The organism is Pseudomonas defluvii, assembly GCF_001695625.1.
In the GTDB taxonomy this organism is placed as follows: Bacteria; Pseudomonadota; Gammaproteobacteria; order Pseudomonadales; family Pseudomonadaceae; genus Aquipseudomonas; species Aquipseudomonas defluvii.
Map to the genome: position 1 here is coordinate 17,043 of NZ_MBPN01000048.1, position 20,334 is coordinate 37,376.

At 61.1% G+C, this 20,334-nt stretch carries 18 protein-coding genes; 6 read left to right on the forward strand and 12 right to left on the reverse strand.

The genetic code is table 11. The features are described from left to right. Positions 1-10 precede the first annotated feature (10 nt). Positions 11-1,102 carry a dimethylsulfone monooxygenase SfnG gene (sfnG, locus tag EKA13_RS14640; RefSeq protein ID WP_065760124.1) on the reverse strand — a complete coding sequence of 364 codons (1,092 nt, stop codon included), beginning with the start codon at positions 1,100-1,102 and terminating at the stop codon, positions 11-13. A 32-nt stretch (positions 1,103-1,134) separates the two neighbouring features. Then, complete coding sequence (gene msuE / locus EKA13_RS14645) at positions 1,135-1,698, reverse strand: FMN reductase (RefSeq protein WP_065760125.1); 564 nt, start codon at positions 1,696-1,698, stop codon at positions 1,135-1,137. A gap of 402 nt (positions 1,699-2,100) precedes the next feature. Here msuE and EKA13_RS14650 point away from each other — a divergent pair, with 402 nt between their 5' ends. After that, a complete protein-coding gene (locus EKA13_RS14650) occupies positions 2,101-3,345 on the forward strand; it encodes an acyl-CoA dehydrogenase family protein (protein ID WP_065760126.1) in 1,245 nt (414 codons plus the stop codon). A gap of 68 nt (positions 3,346-3,413) precedes the next feature. Here EKA13_RS14650 and EKA13_RS14655 read toward each other — a convergent pair whose 3' ends face one another. After that, positions 3,414-4,820 (reverse strand): LLM class flavin-dependent oxidoreductase, encoded by a 1,407-nt coding sequence (locus tag EKA13_RS14655; RefSeq protein ID WP_065760127.1) that lies wholly within the window; start codon positions 4,818-4,820, stop codon positions 3,414-3,416. Between the two features lie 684 nt (positions 4,821-5,504). On the opposite strand from EKA13_RS14655, the gene EKA13_RS14660 reads away from it, so the two are divergent. The 4 genes from EKA13_RS14660 to EKA13_RS14675 all read left to right on the forward strand — a co-directional run bounded on the left by EKA13_RS14660 (position 5,505) and on the right by EKA13_RS14675 (position 9,825). Next, complete coding sequence (locus EKA13_RS14660; RefSeq protein ID WP_065760128.1) at positions 5,505-5,831, forward strand: DUF485 domain-containing protein; 327 nt, start codon at positions 5,505-5,507, stop codon at positions 5,829-5,831. Next, complete coding sequence (locus EKA13_RS14665) at positions 5,828-7,495, forward strand: cation acetate symporter (RefSeq protein ID WP_065760129.1); 1,668 nt, start codon at positions 5,828-5,830, stop codon at positions 7,493-7,495. Before EKA13_RS14660 ends, EKA13_RS14665 begins: the two co-directional genes overlap by 4 nt. 118 nt (positions 7,496-7,613) lie before the next feature. Next, complete coding sequence (locus EKA13_RS14670) at positions 7,614-8,879, forward strand: OprD family porin (protein ID WP_065760130.1); 1,266 nt, start codon at positions 7,614-7,616, stop codon at positions 8,877-8,879. A gap of 160 nt (positions 8,880-9,039) precedes the next feature. Then, complete coding sequence (locus EKA13_RS14675) at positions 9,040-9,825, forward strand: sulfite exporter TauE/SafE family protein (protein WP_065760131.1); 786 nt, start codon at positions 9,040-9,042, stop codon at positions 9,823-9,825. An 816-nt stretch (positions 9,826-10,641) separates the two neighbouring features. Here EKA13_RS14675 and creD read toward each other — a convergent pair. From creD to rloA2, 4 genes are all read right to left on the reverse strand, one after another. Continuing rightward, positions 10,642-11,982, reverse strand: a complete 1,341-nt coding sequence (gene creD / locus EKA13_RS14680; RefSeq protein WP_065760132.1) for a cell envelope integrity protein CreD — start codon at positions 11,980-11,982, stop codon at positions 10,642-10,644. 96 nt (positions 11,983-12,078) lie between these two features. Next, a complete protein-coding gene (gene creC, locus EKA13_RS14685; protein ID WP_065760133.1) occupies positions 12,079-13,512 on the reverse strand; it encodes a two-component system sensor histidine kinase CreC in 1,434 nt (477 codons plus the stop codon). Beyond that, positions 13,512-14,192 carry a two-component system response regulator CreB gene (creB, locus tag EKA13_RS14690; RefSeq protein WP_065760134.1) on the reverse strand — a complete coding sequence of 227 codons (681 nt, stop codon included), beginning with the start codon at positions 14,190-14,192 and terminating at the stop codon, positions 13,512-13,514. The genes creC and creB overlap by 1 nt, the downstream gene beginning before the upstream one ends. Before the next feature lie 180 nt (positions 14,193-14,372). Next, positions 14,373-14,876 (reverse strand): retropepsin-like aspartic peptidase RloA2, encoded by a 504-nt coding sequence (gene rloA2 / locus EKA13_RS14695; RefSeq protein WP_065760135.1) that lies wholly within the window; start codon positions 14,874-14,876, stop codon positions 14,373-14,375. A gap of 178 nt (positions 14,877-15,054) precedes the next feature. On the opposite strand from rloA2, the gene EKA13_RS14700 reads away from it, so the two are divergent. Then, positions 15,055-15,942 (forward strand): acyltransferase, encoded by an 888-nt coding sequence (locus EKA13_RS14700; RefSeq protein ID WP_065760136.1) that lies wholly within the window; start codon positions 15,055-15,057, stop codon positions 15,940-15,942. Position 15,943: 1 nt separating this feature from the next. Here the strand turns inward: EKA13_RS14700 and EKA13_RS14705 are convergent, their stop codons facing one another. The 5 genes from EKA13_RS14705 to EKA13_RS14725 form a co-directional block, all read right to left on the reverse strand. Further along, positions 15,944-17,101, reverse strand: a complete 1,158-nt coding sequence (locus tag EKA13_RS14705) for a glutathionylspermidine synthase family protein (protein WP_065760137.1) — start codon at positions 17,099-17,101, stop codon at positions 15,944-15,946. A gap of 9 nt (positions 17,102-17,110) precedes the next feature. After that, positions 17,111-17,815 (reverse strand): DUF1190 domain-containing protein, encoded by a 705-nt coding sequence (locus EKA13_RS14710; RefSeq protein WP_065760138.1) that lies wholly within the window; start codon positions 17,813-17,815, stop codon positions 17,111-17,113. A gap of 15 nt (positions 17,816-17,830) precedes the next feature. Next, a complete protein-coding gene (locus tag EKA13_RS14715; RefSeq protein WP_065760139.1) occupies positions 17,831-18,259 on the reverse strand; it encodes a DUF350 domain-containing protein in 429 nt (142 codons plus the stop codon). A 74-nt stretch (positions 18,260-18,333) separates the two neighbouring features. Beyond that, the gene (locus tag EKA13_RS14720) at positions 18,334-18,903 is read right to left on the reverse strand and encodes a DUF2780 domain-containing protein (protein WP_065760140.1); all 570 of its coding nucleotides are present in this window, start codon (positions 18,901-18,903) and stop codon (positions 18,334-18,336) included. Positions 18,904-19,000: 97 nt separating this feature from the next. After that, positions 19,001-19,315: a DUF3077 domain-containing protein gene (locus tag EKA13_RS14725; protein WP_065760141.1), complete on the reverse strand. Its 315-nt coding sequence runs from the start codon at positions 19,313-19,315 to the stop codon at positions 19,001-19,003. Between the last annotated feature and the right edge of the window lie 1,019 nt (positions 19,316-20,334).

Genomic DNA, 20,334 nt, shown 5'->3' on the forward strand with positions numbered 1-20,334 from the left:
GACTCCCGCTTCAGGCAACGGCCTTGTCGACCAAACGCCGGGCTTCCAGTTCACGGACCAATGGCAGTACCTTGCGCCCGAAGTACTCGACTTCCTCCTGGAAGTGCAGGAAACCACCCAACACCAGATCCACCCCCACGGCTTTCAGGGCGACGATGCGTTCGGCGATCTGCTGCGGCGTACCAATCAGGTTGGTCTTGAAGCCATCGTTGTACTGCACCAGGTCCTCGAAACTGGACTTGGCCCAGTTGCCTTCGCCTTCCGGGCTGGCCTTGCCGGCTTGCCGCGCCGCATCGCCAAAGGCGTTGACCGCTTCCGGATCGGCCTTGTCGATGATCTCGGCGAGTACCGCGCGGGCCTCTTCCTCGGTGTCGCGGGCGATGATGAATGCGTTCACACCGACCTTGACCGTATGGTTGTTCGCCGCAGCCTTGGCCTTGATGTCATCCACCTGAGCCTTGATGCCTTCTACGGTATTGCCGTTGGTGAAGTACCAGTCAGACACCCGTGCCGCCATATCGCGAGCGGCTCGCGAGCTGCCACCCTGGAAGATCTCTGGATGCTGCTGCAGTGGCTTGGGCTGCAAGGTGTAGTTATGGAAGCGATAGAAGTCACCGCGCTGGGTGAAGTTGTCGGTGGTCCAGATACCTTTGAGTGCAGTGATGAACTCTTCCGAACGACGGTAGCGTTCATCGTGTTCCAGCCACGGTTCGCCGATCGCGGTGAACTCACCCTTGAACCAGCCCGACACCACGTTGATGGCCACCCGCCCACCCGTCAGGTGGTCGATGGTCGCAATCTGCTTGGCCAACAACGCCGGAGTCCAAGGCCCTGGCAGTACCGCAGCAATCACCTTCAGGCGCGTGGTGGCGGCGAGCAGTGCATGGCTGAAAGTGACTGACTCATGCTGGTACTCCGCGCCATAACCGGCGGTGAAGCGGATTTGCGACAGCGCATACTCGAAGCCGGCGTTCTCGGCGATTTGCGCGAGCTTGCGGTTGTAGTCGATGTCCCAGCTGGTGCGCTGTTCGATCTTGCTGACCACCAGACCACCGCTGACGTTAGGCACCCAATAGGCAAACTTGATCTGTTCTTGGCTCATTGCAGGTACTCCATTGAGTTGAAAGGGCTGAATCAGGCTGCGCTGGCGTTGCGCTGAAAACGTGGGTCAAGGCTTGCGACCGCAGCCTCGACCGCCCGCTCGATACGCTCGCGCAGCTGCGTGTTAGTGATGAGGTAGTTATCGAAATCGGCTTCTGCGGCGTACACGCCAACTGGCAGGCTGAGCGCCTGGAAAAAGCCGAACAACGGTCGTAGCTGATGGTCGATGATCAGGGCATGGCGCTCCGAACCACCGGTGGCGGCCAACAGCACAGGGACCTGCTTCAAGGCCTCGTGATGAACAAAGTCGAACAGGTGCTTGAACAGGCCGGTATAGGACGCGCGGTACACCGGGGTTGCCGCAATCAGCAAATCGGCGCTTTCGATGGCCTGCAGGTCTGCCTGTACCGTGGCGGGCAAATCTTCACGGCGCAGCACACCGGCGAATTGCGGGCCGACCTTGGCCAGCTCAATCAGTTGCAGCTCAATGGGCACCTGTTGCGCCAGCTCTGCCACCAGCGCGTTAAGCAGCACCAAGGTGCGTGAGGGCTGTTGCACGCTCCCCGAGACTGCGACGACTTTCAGTATTCTGCTCATTGATCGACCCCTGCCTGGACATGCCACCGCGGCATCCACACAAGGGCTATAGCAGCAACTGTGCCACTGTATTAATTCCTTATATTTCAATGATTTAACAGAAATCAGCGAACATCGCCCGATGTACCGCAGCAGGCAAGCTGCTGATCATCTGTTGCCGGGCAAACACTTGCGCGCAGCAGGCCATTGCCGACATGCCTGCACACCCTCCTGACGCAGCTGTTGCCTGGGCAGCAGCAGTTCCACAACGTGCCCGCCAGCCGACATCAAAAAGCAGCCAAAACGTGCCAGACACCACGGATTACGGGGCCTTCCATGCTGGGCATGGCCTGTGCATTACACCGTAGGACAGCGACCAGACCGGTTCGCGGCTTTGTTTAATGCCCTCACAGGAGCGACAGCATGACTGCCCAGCAACAGCACATTCCGCACCCCCTCTCCACCGGAACCGACTATGAGCAACTGGCTGCGCGATTCCGGCCGATTTTCACCCGCATCGCCGCCGGCGCCCTCGAACGCGAGCGCACCCGCAGCCTGCCCTACGAGCCGGTGAAATGGCTCAAGGAAGCCGGCTTTGGCGCCGTGCGCGTACCGGTGCAATACGGTGGCGCCGGCGCCTCATTGCCACAATTGTTCCAACTGCTGATCGAACTGGCCGAAGCCGACTCCAACCTGCCGCAAGCCCTGCGCGGCCACTTCGCCTTTGTCGAAGATCGCCTCAACGCTCACGCCAACACGCCACAGGACGTCTGGTTCAAACGTTTTCTCGACGGCGACCTGGTGGGCAATGCCTGGACCGAAGTAGGCGCCGTGAAGCTGGGGCAGGTGATTACCCGTGTCTCGCGCCAAGGCGATCAGTGGCGGGTCAATGGCACCAAGTACTACAGCACCGGCAGTATCTTTGCCGACTGGATCGACCTCTATGCCCAACGTGACGACACTGGCGGTGATGTCATCGCTGCGGTTCGTGTCCAGCAACCCGGCATTACCCTCAGCGACGACTGGGACGGTTTTGGCCAGCGCACCACTGGCAGCGGCACCTCGGTGTTCGATAACGTTGTGGTCGAAGACGAAAACCTGTTCGACTTCGCCACCCGCTTCAAGTACCAGACAGCGTTCTATCAGTTGGTACTGCTGGCGGTACTGGCAGGCTCCGGTCGCGCAGCCGTGCGCGACATCGCCGAAGAAGTGCGCAAACGCACGCGCATTTTCAGCACGGGCAATGCTGCCGCGGCCAGTGACGATGCCCAGGTTCAGCAGGTGGTCGGCAAGGCTTCGGCCCAGGCCTATGCCGCCGAAGCCACGGCACTGCGTGCTGCCGCTGCCGCGCAGCGCGCCTACGAGAGCCACTTTGGCAATGATGCTGAAGCTGAGCGCGCAGCCAACATCGCCGCCGAACTGGAGTCGGCTCAAGGCCAGGTCGTCATTGCCGAGCTGGTCCTGCGCGCCACCAGCGACCTGTTCAACGCCCTCAGCGCTTCAGCCACCAGCACCAGCAAACTGCTCGACCGTCATTGGCGCAACGCCCGCACCGCCGCCTCGCACAACCCGCTGATCTACAAGGAACGGATCATCGGTGACTGGGAGATCAACGGCACCGAACCACCGTATGTCTGGCAGATCGGTGGTGGTGCTAAACAGGGCTGAAGCAAACGCCCCCTCGTCACATCGACGAGGGGGCGGCTCAATCATCGTGGCCTGTTATCCCGCCGGGATCAGGCCAGTACTGAAGCGTCTTCTTCACGTGCCGCCAGCGCGGCGAGATCGCGGTAATCGGCAGCAGGATGGTTCTGCGGCAAACGCGGGCCTTCGCCGAAGAGTTTTTCGCGCAAGGTGCCGGGAGCGTACTCCGTCTTGTAGACACCACGCTTCTGCAACTCTGGCACCAACAGCTCGACCACATCGGCGAAGGTTTCATGAGCCAGGGCATAGGCCAGGTTGAAACCATCCACGTCGGTTTCCTCAACCCATGCCTGCAACTCATCCGCCACCGTTTGCGCACTGCCCACCAATAGCGGGCCGAAGCCGCCAATGCCCACCCAGTCGGCCAACTCTTTTACGGTCCATTGCTTGTTCGGGTCGGCCGTGGAAAACGTTTCGACCGCCGACTGAATAGCGTTGGTATGGATGTGCTTGAGGACCTGATCCGGTTGGTACTCGGAAAAGTCGATGCCGGTCCAGCCCGAAATCAGGGCCAAAGCGCCTTCATAGCTGGTGTACGACTTGTAGTCCTGCCACTTGGCCTGGGCCTGGGCATCGGTTTCGCCGACGATCACCGTCAGCAGGTTGAAGACCAGCACCTTACGCGGATCGCGACCGGCTTCGGCAGCACGCCGACGAATGTCCGCCACAGTCTTCTTCAGCAAGATTTTCGACGGTGACGCAACAAACACACATTCAGCATGCTCAGCCGCGAACTGCTTGCCACGGCTGGAGGCCCCCGCCTGATACAGCACCGGAGTGCGCTGTGGAGACGGCTCGCAGAGATGAATGCCCGGAACCTGGAAATGCTTGCCGGCATGCTTGATGCCATGGATCTTGCTCGGGTCACTGAAAATACGCCGCTCACGATCACGCTGTATCGCACCCTCCTCCCAACTGCCCTCAAACAGCTTGTAGAGCACTTCAAGGTACTCGTCGGCATAGTCGTAACGGGCATCGTGATCGCTTAGGGCTTTCTGCCCGAGGTTACGCGCACCGCTGTCCAGGTACGAGGTGACAATGTTCCAGCCAATACGCCCCTTGGTCAGGTGGTCGAGGGTGGAAAGGCGGCGGGCAAACGGATAGGGGTGCTCGAAACTCAACGACGCGGTCAGACCGAAACCCAGATGCTCGGTCACCAGCGCCATCGGGGTGATCAGCGCCAGCGGATCGTTGATCGGTACCTGGGTCGACTGACGGATCGCCGCATCGCCATTGCCGTTGAACACATCGTAGATACCAATGACATCCGCGATGAAAATGCCATCGAAACGGCCACGCTCCAACAGCTTGGCCAGGTCGGTCCAATACTCCAGGTCCTTGTACTGCCAGGAACGGTCCCGGGGATGCGCCCAGAGGCCAGGAGACTGATGACCGACGCAGTTCATCTCAAAAGCATTCAAACGAATTTCACGGGGCATGGGGGTTCTCCAGTACGCAACAGGTTCTACGCCACATCAGGCGCTCTTGCCGAGTACGTCTCACAAACCATGCCAGCTACTTAGTTCTTTATTATCAATAACTTATACAAACAAAACGATCGAATGCCTGTGTAACCGGCGACACCTTGTTGATCCACTGTACGTGAGACAACAGCACGCCCATGTGTTTGCAGCAAGACAGCACGTGCCGGGCGGAAGCCGTAAACCCTGAATTTTCGAGGCAAGATATATAGTACTAATACTATACAACGCAGGTAGTACTTCCATAATTGACCGACATTGTTATATAAGGTGCGCGGAGCCATCTGCGCTGCTTCCCACCGACAAGGGTGCAGCAAACATCAAGAGCTAATAATCAGCCACCGGGTGCCAGTTATGTCGATCTTCACACAGGGACCAGTCCCTGCACGCGCGCGTCTTATTACCTTCAATACGCTCTACCCGAGCGAACCTGGCGCCGGCTTTCCCCACATTCCCCCGTTTTGATCAGTCGATTCCGAGTGAGCTGAACCGCTGCGCGACATGATTCCGCCGGCGTAAGACAGCACTCGACGCTTACCCGTTTTTCCTGGCGAAAAGCTGCAGCCCATCGCCACGACGCCGTGCACCCAAAAAACGGCTGCAGGGCACACCAGGCAATAAAAAAAACAAGGAGCCACACCGATGAAAAACGCTGAGCTGTCCCATGCGCAGAGTTGCGACCGCATCCGCGCCAACCCCAAATTCCAACGCCTGGTACGCAGCCGTTCGCGCCTGGCCTGGTCATTGAGTGCCGCCGTGCTGGGCGCCTACTACCTGTTCATGCTGGTGGTCGCGTTCTACCCGCACGTACTGCATGCCCCTCTGGCCGAAGGCCGCCAACTGACGGTAGGGATCCCGGTCGCGGCCGCAATCATCGTGCTGTCCTGGCTGCTCACCGGCTGGTACGTGCGCAGCGCCAACACCCGCTTCGACGCACTGAGTGCCGACCTGCTGGAGGAGTTGAAATGAGCCGTCGCCTCGCCTCCCTTGGCCTTGCCAGCCTGCTGCTGGCACCGGCCGCCGCTTTCGCCGCCCCCCTCGTCGTGGCGGAAAAACAGCCGATCAACCTCCACGCCATCGGTATGTTCTTCGTGTTCGTCCTTGGCACCTTGATGATCACCTGGTGGGCTGCACGGCAAACCAAGTCGACCTCGGACTTCTACACCGCTGGCGGCGGCATCAGTGGTTTCCAGAACGGCCTGGCGATTGCCGGTGACTACATGTCGGCGGCCACCCTGCTCGGCTTGTCCAGCCTGGTCTTCGCCAAAGGCTATGACGGCTTCATCTACACCGTGGCGTTCTTCGTCGGCTGGCCGATCATCACCTTTCTGATGGCCGAGCGCCTGCGCAACCTGGGGCGCTACACCTTCGCCGACATCGTCTCGTACCGTCTGGACCAGACCAAAATCCGCACCTTCGCGGCGTTCGGCTCGCTCACCGTGGTGTGCTGCTACCTGGTCGTGCAGATGGTCGGCGCGGGTCAGTTGATCAAGCTGCTGTTCGGCCTGGACTACTCCACCGCCGTGATGGTGGTTGGCGTGCTGATGCTGGTCTATGTGATCTTCGGCGGCATGATCGCCACCACCTGGGTACAGATCATCAAGGCTGTACTGCTGCTGGCCGGCGGCACGACCCTGGCCCTGCTGGCCATGGCCGAGTTCGGCTTCAGCTTTGAAACCCTGGCAACCCGCGCGGTTGAAGCCCACGCTACGGGCTGGAACATCATGGGCCCCGGCTCGATGCTCGCCGACCCGATCAACGCAGCTTCGCTGTCGCTTGGCCTGGTGTTCGGTATTGCCGGCCTGCCGCATATCCTGATGCGCTTCTTCACCGTGCCGAACGCCAAGGAAGCCCGCAAGTCGGTGTTCTTTGCCACCGGCTTCATCGGTTTCTTCTTCCTCGTGGTCATGGTGCTGGGTTATGCCGCGATTGTGATCGTCGGCACTGACCCGCAGTTCTATGTCGGCGGCGACCTCAAAGGCGCATTGATCGGCGGCGGCAACATGGTTGCCATGCACCTGGCCAAGGCCGTGGGTGGCAACCTGTTCCTCGGCTTCCTCTCGGCCGTGGCTTTCGCCACCATCCTGGCCGTCGTGTCGGGCCTGGCCCTGGCCGGTGCGTCGGCGATCTCCCACGACCTGTACGCCACCGTACTGAAGAAAGGCACCGCCAGCGAAAAAGACGAGATGCGCGTAACCCGTATCGCCACGGTCGGCTTGGGCATCATCGCCATCCTCCTGGGCATCCTGTTCGAGAAGCAGAACGTCGCCTTCCTGGTGGGCCTGACCTTCGGCATCGCCGCCTCCACCAACTTCCCGGTACTGATCATGGCCATGTACTGGAAAGACCTGACCACCAAGGGCGCCCTGGCCGGTGGTTTCGTCGGCCTGTTCACCGCCCTGACGCTGGTGATCCTGTCGCCTGCGGTTTGGGTGTCGGTGCTTGGCAATGCCCAGGCGATCTACCCGTATGACCACCCGGCACTGTTCTCCATGCCACTGGCCTTCCTGGTGATCGTGCTGGTGTCCAAGCTCGACCGCAGTGCGCAAGCCGCCCGCGAACGTGCCGCATTCGACGACCAGTTCGTACGTGCCCAGACCGGCCTGGGTGCCGCCACGGCAGTCGCCCATTGATCCGCGTAAACCGCTGACCGTATCACCTGCAACCACCTGCAACCACCTGCACCGATCGCAACCGCGACCGGTGCAGGCCATGCCGTACCCCATTCAATAACAATAAAAGGGCTTTACCATGTACCGCACGCATCCCATCGCTACCCGCCTTTTGGTTTCGGCAACGCTGGCCGGCCTCTGCGCACCTGCCAACGCAGAGTTTCTCAAGGACAGCAAAGCCAACCTGGAGCTGCGTAACTTCTACTTCAACCGCGACTTTCGCCAGCACAACGCGCCTCAAAACAAGGCTGAGGAATGGGCCCAGGGCTTTCTGCTGCGCTATGAGTCCGGCTTCACCGAAGGCACGGTCGGCTTCGGCGTCGATGCCATCGGCCTGCTCGGGGTCAAACTCGATTCAAGCCCGGATCGCAGCGGCAGCGGCCTGCTGCAACGTGACCGCGAAGCACCACGCCGCGCTCAGGACGAGTACGGCGAACTGGGCATGACCGCCAAAGTACGCGTCTCCAAGAGCGTACTGAAAGCCGGCACGCTGCTACCCAAGCTGCCAGTGCTGATGGCCAACGACTCTCGACTGCTGCCGCAAACCTTCGAGGGCGGGCAACTGAACTCGCAGGAAATCGACAAGCTGAACGTCGACCTCGGTCAGGTGCGCCAGGTGAACCAGCGCGACTCCACCGACTATGAAGACATGGCCATCACCACCGGTGGGGCGAAGAACATCAAGGCCCGCAGCACCAACAGCGACCAGTTCAACTTCGCCAACCTCACCTACAAGTGGAGCGACAGCCTGAACACCACCTATGGCTACGGCGGGCTGGACAACTTCTACCGCCAGCATTTCCTTGGCCTGAACCACGTACTGGCACTGGGTGAAGGGCAATCGCTGAAAAGCGACCTGCGTTTCGCCCGCTCCCTTGATGAGGGTGGCAGCAACGTCGACAACAAGGCATTTGGCGCGATGTTCACCTACGGTATCCAGGGCCACGCCTTTGGCCTGGGGTACCAGCGCATGAGCGGCGACACCGGTTTTGCCTACATCAACGGCGCCGACGCGTACCTGGTGAACTTCGTACAGATCGGTGACTTCGCCAACAAGGACGAACAGTCCTTGCAGGCACGCTACGACTTCAACTTCGCCAGCGTGGGCATTCCCGGCCTGACCTTCATGACCCGCTACCTGCAGGGCGACAACATCGACCTCGGCGCCGGCAAGCCTGAAGGCAAGGAATGGGAGCGCGATACCGATATCGGCTATGTGGTCCAGAGCGGTACGCTGAAAAACTTCGGCATCAAATGGCGCAACGCTACCGTGCGCACCAGCCACTTTGGCAACAAGCTGGACGAGAACCGCCTGATCCTGAGCTACAGCATCGCGCTGTGGTAACGGCCGCGGCCATCACCTGAAGCGGCAACAGGGGCATTGATTCCAATGCCCCATCCAAAATCTGGTTATAACCTAATAGCACATAATTATATTTGGCTATAAAAAAAGCCGTTATGCTTCTCGAGCCCCGCTCACAGCTCGTCTGGTGCTTAGATAGATTATGGATGCAGGTTACTTAGGTTTTTCCGTTGCAGGCTTGGTTGTCGGATTCATCGTCGGCATGACCGGCGTTGGTGGCGGATCGCTGATGACTCCGATCCTGCTCTGGTTCGGCATCAACCCGGCTACGGCGGTAGGCACCGACCTGCTCTACGCTGCCATCACCAAGGGCAGTGGCGTCTGGGTTCATGGCAAGAACAAGAACATCGACTGGAAAATCACCGGCTGGCTCGCGCTCGGCAGTGTTCCAGCCGCAGCGCTGACACTCTGGTTCCTCACCACCCTGCACACTGACACCCAGGCCTTGAACGCGGTGATCAAGCAGGGCCTGGCCGTGGTACTGGTACTGACGGCACTGGCGATTCTGTTCAAAAGCCGCCTGCAGGCCTTCGCCAGCAAACACGCCGGCGACCACTACCACCTCAGCGACAAGACCCTGAACATCCTGACCGTGATCACCGGCATCGTGCTTGGCATCATGGTTTCCCTGACGTCCATCGGCGCTGGCGCCTTGGGAACCGTGGCACTGTTCCTGCTCTACCCGTACCTGGCTACCCGTCGCCTGGTCGGTACCGAAATCGCTCACGCCGTGCCCCTGACCCTGGTCGCCGGCCTCGGCCACGCCAGCATGGGCAACATGGACTGGACCCTGCTGGGCTACCTGCTGCTTGGCTCGCTGCCCGGGATCTACATCGGCAGCCACCTGACCGGCCGTATCTCCGACAACGTACTGCGCCCGTGCCTGGCCTGCATGCTGCTGCTGATTGGCTACAAACTGGCCTTCTGATCACGATACCGGCGCCGCCATCGCAGGCAAGCCAGCTCCAACAAAGACCGCGCAAAGCTATAGGAGCGGGGCTTGCCCGCGATGCAAACACCGCGCACTCACTGGCACCCCACCGAAGCCATCGCAGGCAAGCCAGCTCCAACAAAGACCGCGCAAAGCTGTAGGAGCGGGTCTTGCCCGCGATGCAGCCACCGCGAACCCACTGACACCCTGCCGAAGCCATCGCAGGCAAGCCAGCTCCAACAAAGCCCGCGCACGCTGTAGGAGCCGGGCTTGCCCGCGATGCAGACACCGCGAACTCACGGTCACCCCACCGACGCCATCGCAGGCAAGCCAGCTCCAACAAAGCCCGCGCAAAGCTGTAGGAGCCGGGCTTGCCCGCGATGCAAACACCGCGAACTCACGGTCACCCCGCCGAAGCCATCGCAGGCAAGCCAGCTCCAACAGAGCCCGCGCAAGTTGTAGGAGCCGGGCTTGCCCGCGATGCAGACACCGCGAACCCACGGACACCCCACCGACGCCATCGCAGGCAAGCCAGCTCCAACAGAGCCGGCGCAAAGCTGTAGGAGCCGGGCTTGCCCGCGATGCAAACACCGCGAACTCACTGGCCCCCCACCGATCCCATCGCAGGCAAGCCTGCTCCAACAGATCCCGCGCCAGCCTGTAGGAGCCGGGCTTGCCCGCGATGCAAACACCGCGAACTCACGGGCACCCCACCGACGCCATCGCAGGCAAGCCAGCTCCAACAAGGGCTGAACAGCCTGGCGATATTTATCGCCAGCGCCGCCCCTGCACAACGCTCCTCGCGTAAACCGCTCATTGCAGCTTGCCCTGCCCTACCCGGTACCAGTCCAGACGCCGAGTCAGGATCATGAATACACCCAGCAAGCCGAACAGCAGCAACGATCCCATCAGCAAGGCGTAGTCCTCAGCGCTGAGCAAGCCATAGAGCATGCCGTACAGTACCGCCAGGCCACCGCTGAAGCTCAGCGCTCGGCCCAGGCTGTGCAACACATGACTCAGGTAGAAACCAATCAGCAACACGCAAGCACTGGCCGAAATCGCATAGGCCGGGCCGAAGCCCACGTGCTCGGACAGCGACAGCAACAGCAGGTAGAAAAACGCCAGGGCAACACCCACCAGCAAGTACTGGATCGGGTGAACACTGAGGCTTTTCAACACTTCGAAGAGGAAGAAGCCGGCAAAGGTCAGGGCAATGAACAACAACGCATATTTGATCGCCCGCTCACTCTTGAGGTACTGATCCACCGGGTCGATAAAGCTCACGCCAAAGGCGCGTTCCTTGAACTCCAGGCAAGACTCGTTGTTCACGCACTGGCTCAAGGCGTCTTCCATGTTGGTGGAGAAGAACGAGGTCTTCCAATTGGCAGTGAAGCTCTGGCTGTCGATCAGGCGACTGCTCGGCAGGTAGTTACCGACAAAACTGGGGTGCGGCCAGTTGGCCGCAATGGTCACATTGCTGCTACGCCCCACCGGCAACACTTGCAGTTTCCCGGTACCTTGCAGGCTCACATCAAAGGCGTAATCCAGAACGGTCTCGTTGCGGCTGTCCAGCGCGGGCAGTGCCACATGCACCCCGGCACCCAACCAGCTCAGGCCCGTGCCCGGCTGGAAATCCATCGACTGGCCGTTCAGGTCCAGCTTCAGGCCTTTCTCGATGCCGCGGATGTCGCTGATCGCCACCGCCAGGAACGGCGCATCGAAGGTGTAGTCCTCGAAATCATTGCCTAACCCCAGCTTCACCGGAATCTGGAACTGGCCGTTGATGCTGTTCTCGGCGTGGTACAGGCGCGCTTCGTAGATGCCGCGTGAACGCAGCTCAGTGTCGATCCTGGCGTTCAGGTCGAAGGTCTCCGGCAGGAAATACAAGTGGCCGTTGACCGTTTTCACGTCCTGATAGAGTGCGCCACCCCCTTCCGGGGTTTTCCACTGCCGCTCAATCTTGCGGTACGGCACCACCAGCAATGGGCCGCTGAGCGTCTGGCTGAAGCTGGAGCTCTGGGCGATGTCCTGCACCACGCCGTCGCGCAGCGACTGGCGCTCCTGGATCAGCCCACCAATCATCAGCAACGGTACCAGCAACAACACAATCAAAAAGGCGATAGCGCCCAGTTTCAGGCTTAGGTTTCGGTTCATGCTCAAGGCTCCGGTTTCGATGCCACAGAGTGTGTGTCAGCGTTATGGAGCCTTGAGGGAGCGAATATGGAGACTTTGTGTAGATGCGGTGAAGCCTCAGTTGAATCGGTTGGCCGGTAGCCACAGGCGAACCCGCACACCACCCTCGACATTGCCGACGTCCAGCGAACCGCCGTGCAGTTGCAGCACTTCTTCGACAAAGTTCAGCCCAAGCCCGGTGCTCTTGCGCCCTGTACGCGGGCGCGGCAAGGAGTAGAAGCGTTCACTGAGCCGCCCCAGCGCATAGTCGGGAATCGCCTCGCCCTGGTTGAACAGGCTCAGCGCAACACGCTGCCCGTCCCGTTCCAGCTCGAACAGCAGCATCCCGTCTGGAGGGGTGAAGTCCAGCGCGTTATCCAGCAGGTTGGCAATCGCCTGGTGCATCAGGAACGGCTCGCAGAGCAGCTGGAGTTCATGCGGCAAACGCTGCCGCACCTGCAGGCCGGCACTTTCGATACGGGCACTGTGGGCCAGCAACAGGTCGTCGACCATCTGCGCCAGTGGCACCCACTCTTGCGCATCAAGGCTCTGCAACTGCTCCACCTGCGCGAGGTTGAGCAGGCGCTCGATCAGTTGCTGCATCCGCGCGCTTTCGCTTTCTATGTTGCCGGCAAAGCGTTGCCGCTGGGCCTCCGGCATTGGCCCCTGAAGCAACTCGCTGGCACCGCGAATGGCCGCCAGCGGGCTTTTCAGCTCATGGGTCAGGGTGTGCACATAGCGCTCGACATAGGCTTTGCCTTCAAGCTGGGTACGCATCCGCTCCACAGCCCCGGCCAACTGTGCCAACTCGCCACCACGGTAATGTGGCAGTTCCGCACGCTCGCCCTCGCTGACTGCCAGGGCATAACGGGTCAGGCGCCGCAATGAGGTCGCCAACCACCAGGACAACCCGGCCCCCACCAGCAACCCGAGGGCGATCAAACCGACACCGAGGTACAGCAAACGGCGTTCGGAGCGGTCGATATAGGGCTGCAGCGAGCTGTTGGGCTTGGCCACCGTGACGACACCGATGATCGTGCCGTTATCCAGAATCGGCGCACCGACATGCATCACCGAGGACGCCGGATCGTCAGGGTCGCTGCGGGTCGAGCGGGCGCCGTACTGCCCACGCAGGGTCAGGTAGACGTCGTTCCAGCGCGAGTAGTCCTGGCCCACTGCCAGGTCGCTGGAATCAAGCAGAACGATACCCTTGGCATCGGTCACGTAGATGCGGTGGTTGACCTCCGTCTTGGGCAACCCCCAGATCTGCGCTCGCGGCTGCCGCTGGCCATAGGCCTGGAGCACCTGCGGCAGCTGGCTCTGGCCCAAGGTGCCGGCCTTGACGTCCGCGCGCAGGATCTCGGCCAGCAGGTTGGCGGTGTCCACCAGGGTTTCCTCGGCAGACTGACGCACACCAGGGCGAATTTCCTCGCGCACGGTGTTGATCAGAAAGTAGCCCGTCAGGCCGACAAACAGGAAGTAGACCAGAAAAATCCGTATCCCCAGGCGCATCAGCTATGGCTCGGGCTATAGCTGTAGCCCAGCCCGCGGTGGGTCTGGATGGGCTCTGTCTCGCCGGCCACCTGACGCAGCTTGGCGCGCACGCTCTTGATATGGGTGTCGATACTGCGCTCATACCCGGCATCGGCCGGCACCCCGACCGCATCGAGCAACTGCTCACGGCTGAACACCCGCTCCGGTTGCTCCAGCAGGCACTGCAACAGACGAAACTCGTGCCGGGTCAGGCCCAACGGCTGACCACGGTAATTGATCTGCATACGCACAGTGTCGAGCACAAAGGGCTCAAGGCTGCCCAACGCCTCGGTACGCGGCGCCATGCGCTTGAGAATCGCCCGAACCCGGGCCGCGACTTCACGCGGGCTGAAGGGTTTGACCACATAATCGTCGGCACCGATCTCCAGGCCCACCACGCGGTCGATCTCACCGTCACGGGCACTGAGGAACATCACCGGCACCTCGCTGAAGCGACGTAACTGACGGCAGGTTTCAAAGCCACTGATATCCGGCAAGCCGATATCGAGAATCACCAGATCAGCCGGACGCAGACGCTGCTGCTCCAGTGCCGCGTTGCCCAGCGTCACCCACTCAGTGCTGTGGCCTTCGCCCTGCAGGGCGTAGATCAGGGTATCGGCAATGGCCGCTTCGTCTTCGACAATCAAGATATGGGGCATGGCATCCAGGCCTGGCGGTAATCGGTCGCCACTTGTAAGAGATTCAGGTGTGGCTGACAAGGCCCGGAAACTCTATACCTCCACAAAGGCCAGCGTTGCCGGCGATAGGGTCGCGGTGGTGTCAGCCATTAACCCGGCGCCCCTATCGTCGGCAAGGCGGACCTGTACAAGGCTAGACCATCAGCATGCCGGCTTGCCCGCCGTGAAGCGTCGCGCCGGGTTCACGGCCGCGCCAAGCTCGCGCAGGGCCTTGGCGCCGATCAGCAGTGGGTAGTTGAAGCTGCTGCGGTCGGCCAGGTTCACTTCAACGGTGCGTTTGGTATCGCCAAGGCACACCTCGAGGTCGATCACCGGACGCTTGGTCACATCGGCGCCTTCGCCACCGTCGTCCTCTTCTTCCGCGCGGTTCTTGATCTTGCTGATACGCGCCAGCTTGTGCTCGTAGACCTTACCGTCTGAATCCTTGGTGGCCAGGCGGAAACGCACCCAATCCTCACCGTCGCGCTGGAAACGCTCGATGTCCTTGGCCGACAACGACGCCGTCAATGCCCCGGTGTCCATCTTGGCCTTGAGGGTTTCGCCGATTTCCGGCAAGGCGATGTATTCATAACGGCCATACAGGGTCGGCTCGGCGGCCATCACCGGCAGGGCCAACAGGGAAAGCAATGCGAGTAAGGGTTTCACCGGGTTGGCTTCCTTGAGAAAAGACAGTGATTAGACTACAGAGGCAGCATAGGTTCGGTGTCACAGGGTATTAAAGACAATGTGAAACATTTGTCTGCCAAGGGGGGCCGCCATATTTGGCGTAAACCGCACCGCTGCTTATCATTACCGACCGCTTACCCAAGAATAAGAGTTCTTTATGCGCCGCCTGCTGACCGGCAGTCTCGTGACCTTGCTGCTATTGCTCAACACCCTGGTACTGATTGGCCCGCTCACCGTATTTGCCCTGCTCAAGCTGGTGCTCCCCGGCCACTACCGCGACTACGCCTCCACGGCGGTGAAGTGGATTGCCGAAACCTGGGCCGAAATCGACAAACTGATCTTCGCGCTGTGCATCCCTACCCAATGGGACGTGCGAGGTGCCGCCGAACTGCGCCTGGACACCTCGTACCTGGCCGTCAGCAACCATCAAACCTGGGTCGATATTCCGGCGTTGATCCAGGCCTTGAACCGGCGCATTCCGTTCTTCAAGTTCTTCCTGAAGAAGGAACTGATCTGGGTGCCACTGCTGGGCCTGGCCTGGTGGGCGCTGGACTACCCGTTCATGAAGCGCTACAGCAAGGCGTTTCTCGCCAAGCACCCGCACCTCAAGGGGCATGACCTGGAAATCACCAAGGCCGCCTGCGAGCTGTTCAAGCGCCAGCCGGTCACCGTGGTCAATTACCTGGAAGGCACCCGTTTCAGCGAGGCCAAGCGCCTCGAACAGCACTCCCCCTACCGCCACTTGCTCAAGCCCAAGGCCGGTGGTGTTGCGTTCGTGCTGGCTGCACTGGGCGAGCAACTCGACGCCCTGCTCGACGTCACGCTGGTCTACCCCGGTGACAAAGCGCCAGGTTTCTGGGACCTGCTTAGCGGTTCAGTGCCCAAGGTGATCATTGATATCCAGGTGCGCGAACTCGACCCGGCCCTGTGGGCTGGCGACTACGAGAGCGACCCGGCGTTCCGCCAGACGGTTCAGGACTGGGTCAACCAGCTCTGGCACGACAAGGACGCCCGCATCGAGGCCCTGCGCGCCGAGCTGCGCTGATTCAACCGATAATCGCATGGGGCAGAAAGCGGCTACTGTCCTTGGTGATCAGCGAATTGTCCTCGCGAATACCGATACCGGCCGGTAGATCACCGACCATCCAGCTGCCGATTACCGTGTAGTTGTCGCCAAAGCGTGGCAACGCCTGGAACTGCTGGATGATGCTTGGCCCGCCGCCGTAAGGGCCGTCTTCGACGATACGCTGCCCCTGGCCGGTATGAATCTCAACGTTCGCCCCCTCACGGGAAAAAAACGGTTTGCGCACCCAGCCCTTTTCCAGGGGCTGGGCCGGTGTCGGCTCGATAAATGCCGGCAACAGGTTCGGATGACCCTCGTGACGCTCCCAGAGCAACGCCAGCATGCCCTTGTTGGAGAGGATCGCTTTCCAGGGCGGCTCAACGAACAAGGTGCCGCTGCCAGCAATCGCCGGGCCGAACGGGTCGTTGAAGATCTCTTCCCAAGGGTAGAGCTTGAACAGGCTTGGAATCGGCGCACCGACCGGGTCGACAAACTGCCCGCCCCGGCTCAGGCCGATGTCTTCCATGTCGACCAGGCGCGCATCGAGCCCGGCACCCGCGGCGATGTCGCGCAGGTATTCCACCGTGCCACGGTCTTCCACCGAACCCTTCACCGAAGCGAAATAGAACGGTGTAGCAAAGCGGTTGGCCGTCATGACCTGGGTCAGCTTCTCTTCCAGGCTGTTGAATTGGTCGGCATCGCCCGGCAACACACCACGGCGCATCTGCTCTTCCAACCAGAGGTACTGGAAGAAACTCGCTTCGTACAACGAGGTGGGCGTGTCGTAGTTGGCCTCCAGCAATTTGGCCGGGCCAGAACCGTCATAGCAGAGGTCCATGCGCCCGTAGAAATGCGGGTGCCCGTCACGCCAGGAACGGCGAATCAGCTCATGGTAGGCCGTCGGGATCGCCAGGCGGTCAAGCAATACGTCGCTCTCCACCACCTCGGCCACCAGCGCCATGCACAGCTCATGCAGCACGCGGGTCGGCTCCTCCAGGTCATCCTCGATCTGCCGCAGGCTGAACTGGTAATAGGCGCTTTCATCCCAATACGGTTCGCCATCGAAGGTATGGAAGTTGAAACCAAAATGCTCGGCGGTGGCTTTCCAGCCCGGGCGCGGGGCAACCGCTATACGTTTCATCTGCGCACCTCAGGAGCTAAAGCCACCACGCGCCGAGGCACGCGATACAAAGCCATTGTGACTGCCGATGGCGAATGGCCGGGGCGATTGCGCCAATGCTGTCGGGTGCAGCGCGCTGCCAGCCGGCACCGTCGCAGGGTGAGTACCGTCCAGCGCATGCGGCAAGGAACTGAAGGGCGTCGACGTCGGGTGGTTCGGATCAAGCCCGGCGTACTGGTTGCCTGCCGCGACCTGCTCGGTCAACGAGGTAACCTTGAACGCATTGCGGCCATCACGCTCGTGGTAGATCGCCTCAGTGGAATAATGCGGCTCGGTGTCGGTGTAGTCGTAGAACCGGGTGCCGCCCGTCGACGTCGACCAGGCTCCTGAGGTGTCGTCATTACCATCGGCATACACCTGCCGGTCGACGGTCAAGGCGAACCCTTCCATCCGTGGCACGAAATTGCCGGTAAAGTTGCGCGTATCGCATTCCTGGAAAACCTCCTCGCAAGCCTCAAGGCTCACGAAGCGCGGCGCATTGGCGTAATGGTGCTGTTGCGCACCCAACCAGGCCTGCAGACAGACCTGACGGTTGATCCCGGCCATGGCGCAATGGTCGACGTCCTGAAAGCGCTTCACCTCGCTGACCACGCGGGTCGGTCGTTCACCACAGGCAGACAGCACCAGCGGCAGACTGCCCAGCGCAATCAGCCGTACTCGTTTACTGCGTTTCATCGCGGTGCTCCCTGATCAGGCGGCGGGTGTCATGCAGGCAGCATTGAGCAACCCGATACTGATCGAGACCGCAGCCAACAGGATGGCCGAGGCCATCTCCTGACGGGCGATGCGCTCGGCCATGCCTTTGACATAGCGGTTCACCACCACGAATGCCAACAGTTGCACCACCGCCGCGATCACCGCCCAGAGCAGGAAGTCCAGCAGCGAAATGGAATGAGAGACAGCACTGGCCACCGGAATGGCAAAGCCAACCAGCGCACCGGCCAGGGCAACAGCGGCAGGCGTGTTGCCTTCGCGAATCAGGCGCAGTTCGTTATAGGGCGTAAGACGGGTATAGATCAGCGCATAGAGCGCGAACAGCGCAGCGGCGCCACCCATGTAGACGACGAAACCGAGCACGGCCTCAGCCGGCAAGGACATCTTCAGAGCATCCATGAACATTGCAGTTACCTATCCTTGTAAAACGGCTCGGGAGGCTACCACAGCCCCCCTCACGCGCAAACCGCGCCCGCCGGTCAGGCTGAAGGCAGTGCCGTCTGGCTACCCCAGATGGTGCCCAGGTTCTGCAACAGCGAATTGGCCACGCCTTGCTGGCCAAGGAACTGCAGCAACAGCGGGGCAAACTGGCCGATCAGGCCGGTGTCCATGCCCAGCAGACTGAAGGCGTTGTTCAGGTCGTTGGTGTCTTTCACATTGCCCAAGGCATTGCTCAGCGCCGATTGCTGGCCGTCGCTCTTGCCCATCAGCGCGATCAAACCATTCAAGCCACCCAGCGCGTTGTCACCGGTGAGCAGGTTGAGCCCCGGGACCGCTTGGGTCAGCTGCGAGAACTCGTCACCACTCAACTGGTTCTTCGCCAGGCCAAGCAACGCGCCCGTGCCACCCACGGCTTGTTCAGGAGTGATGTTCAACTGGCTGCCCAGGGTGTTGAGCAGGTTCGCCGACGCTGGCGCAGCAATGACGGCAGGGCCTTCGCTGTCTGTGCCTTGCATGGCCGAGACGGCATTGGCGGCATCGCTGAGGTTAAAGGCAAAGACCGGGCTGGCGGCCAGGGTCATCAGGGTTACCAGGGCAAAGCGCTTCATCAAATGACCTCTTGAGCCTTAACGGCGGGAAACGGTCATTTGACTGGCCTGCCTCAGGATTGTTCCGTGCTGACTGACCGCCAGTGGTCGGGTGTTTTCAGCCTGAGCGTTCGCTCAGGGCGCGCGCCTCGATCCCGTCGAGCAAGGCGTCGACCAGGCCCTTGGCCATTTCTACCGAATGCATCGTGGACCAGAGAAAGCCCTTGGCCGACTCGTCGGCGGTGTCGCTGGCCTGATGGGCCGTGTCGTAGGCGCCGCGCAAGAACAGAGAGACATGCACCAGCGCGTCATGGGGTTCGATACCGGGGCGCACGAGAAACATAGGGTCGTGGCCGGCACCACAGAGGCCGAAGAGCGTGCTGGCAGTTGGGGCAAGGGTTTCGTGGGGTGGATCTGGAACGATTTTCTTCATGGAAAGCTCCTGATGCAGGTGTGGCTGCAACCTTCCGTTTCCACACGAAGAGGTGGCAGCTGTACGCGGGGTGGAAAACCGGATGCATCAGGTAACCCCGGCAGACCCGAAGGTCTCCCGCGCACAGCCGCCATAAAGCGACACCTGATACTTGCCCGGGTTTCCACGCCCGTTCGCCGAGTTGTCAGCGACACGGGCAGCGTAGGTGGGCAACATTTCCAAGACAAGCCAATGGGTGCCGACAGCGTTCGTAGGATATTTCCTAGAACAGGTTATCTGCCAGCAATTTCATGTCTTCAGGCGCTATCGCAGGCAAGCCTGCCACAGGCTGCCCGCTCTTTGTTGGAGCTGGCTTGCCTGCGATGACGTCGGTGGGGTGATCGCGAGTTCGCGGCGTTTGCATCGCGGGCAAGACCCGCTCCCACAGCCGGCGCGAGTTCTGTTGGAGCTGGCTTGCCTGCGATGACGTCGGTGGAGTGATCGCGAATTCGCGGCGTTTGTATCGCGGGCAAGCCCGGCTCCTACAGGCTGGCGCAGGCTCTGTTGGAGCTGGCTTGCCTGCGATGGCCTCGGTGGGGTGTCAGTGCGTTAGCGGCGTTTGCATCGCGGGCAAGACCCGCTCCCACAGCCGGCGCGGGCTCTGTTGGAGATGGCTTGCCTGCGATGGCGTCGGTGGGGTGTCAGTGAATGCGCGGCGGCTGCATCGCGGGCAAGCCCGGCTCCTACAGGCTGGCGCGGGCTCTGTTGGAGCTGGCTTGCCTGCGATGGCGTCGGTGGGATGATCGCGAGTTCGCGGCGTTTGCATCGCGGGCAAGCCCGGCTCCTACAGGCTGGCGCGGGCTCTGTTGGAGCTGGCTTGCCTGCGATGACGTCGGTGGGATGATCGCGAGTTCGCGGCGTTTGCATCGCGGGCAAGCCCGGCTCCTACAGGCTGGCGCGAGTTCTGTTGGAGCTGGCTTGCCTGCGATGGCGTCGGTGGGGTGTCAGTGAATGCGCGGCGGCTGCATCGCGGGCAAGCC